Annotated in this window: 1 protein-coding gene; it reads left to right on the top strand. The window is 66.9% G+C overall.

Annotated elements, in window-relative coordinates; genetic code table 11:
* Positions 1-362: transketolase C-terminal domain-containing protein (locus QEG70_RS16950; RefSeq protein ID WP_308721640.1), on the top strand; the 362-nt coding region annotated here is incomplete at both ends.

Here is a 362-nt window from a genome sequence, read left to right as displayed (position 1 = left end):
GGCCAGATCATCGAGATCGGGCGCGGGCGAATCGTGCGTGAAATGCAGCGCCAGTCCGGCCCCGAGCAGGGCGGCATAGCCATCCTCTCGCTCGGGCCGAGGCTTGCCGATGCGCTGAAGGCTGCCGACATGCTGGCCGCGCAGGGTCTTGCCCCCACCGTGGCCGATGCCCGCTTCGCCAAGCCGCTCGACACCGCGCTGATCGAGCAGCTTGCGCGCAACCACGCCGTGCTGATCACCATCGAGGAAGGTTCGGTGGGCGGATTCGGCTCCTTTGTCATGACGCATCTGGCAAAAACCGGCCTGCTCGACCGCGTGCGCTTCCGCCCCATGACCCTGCCCGACCGCTTCATCGACCATAA

Origin of the sequence: Komagataeibacter xylinus (assembly GCF_031081985.1) — a bacterium.
Taxonomy (GTDB): domain Bacteria; phylum Pseudomonadota; class Alphaproteobacteria; order Acetobacterales; family Acetobacteraceae; genus Komagataeibacter; species Komagataeibacter xylinus_E.
Note: the sequence above shows the minus strand (reverse complement) of the source record. Positions and strands in the feature narration are given on the sequence as shown.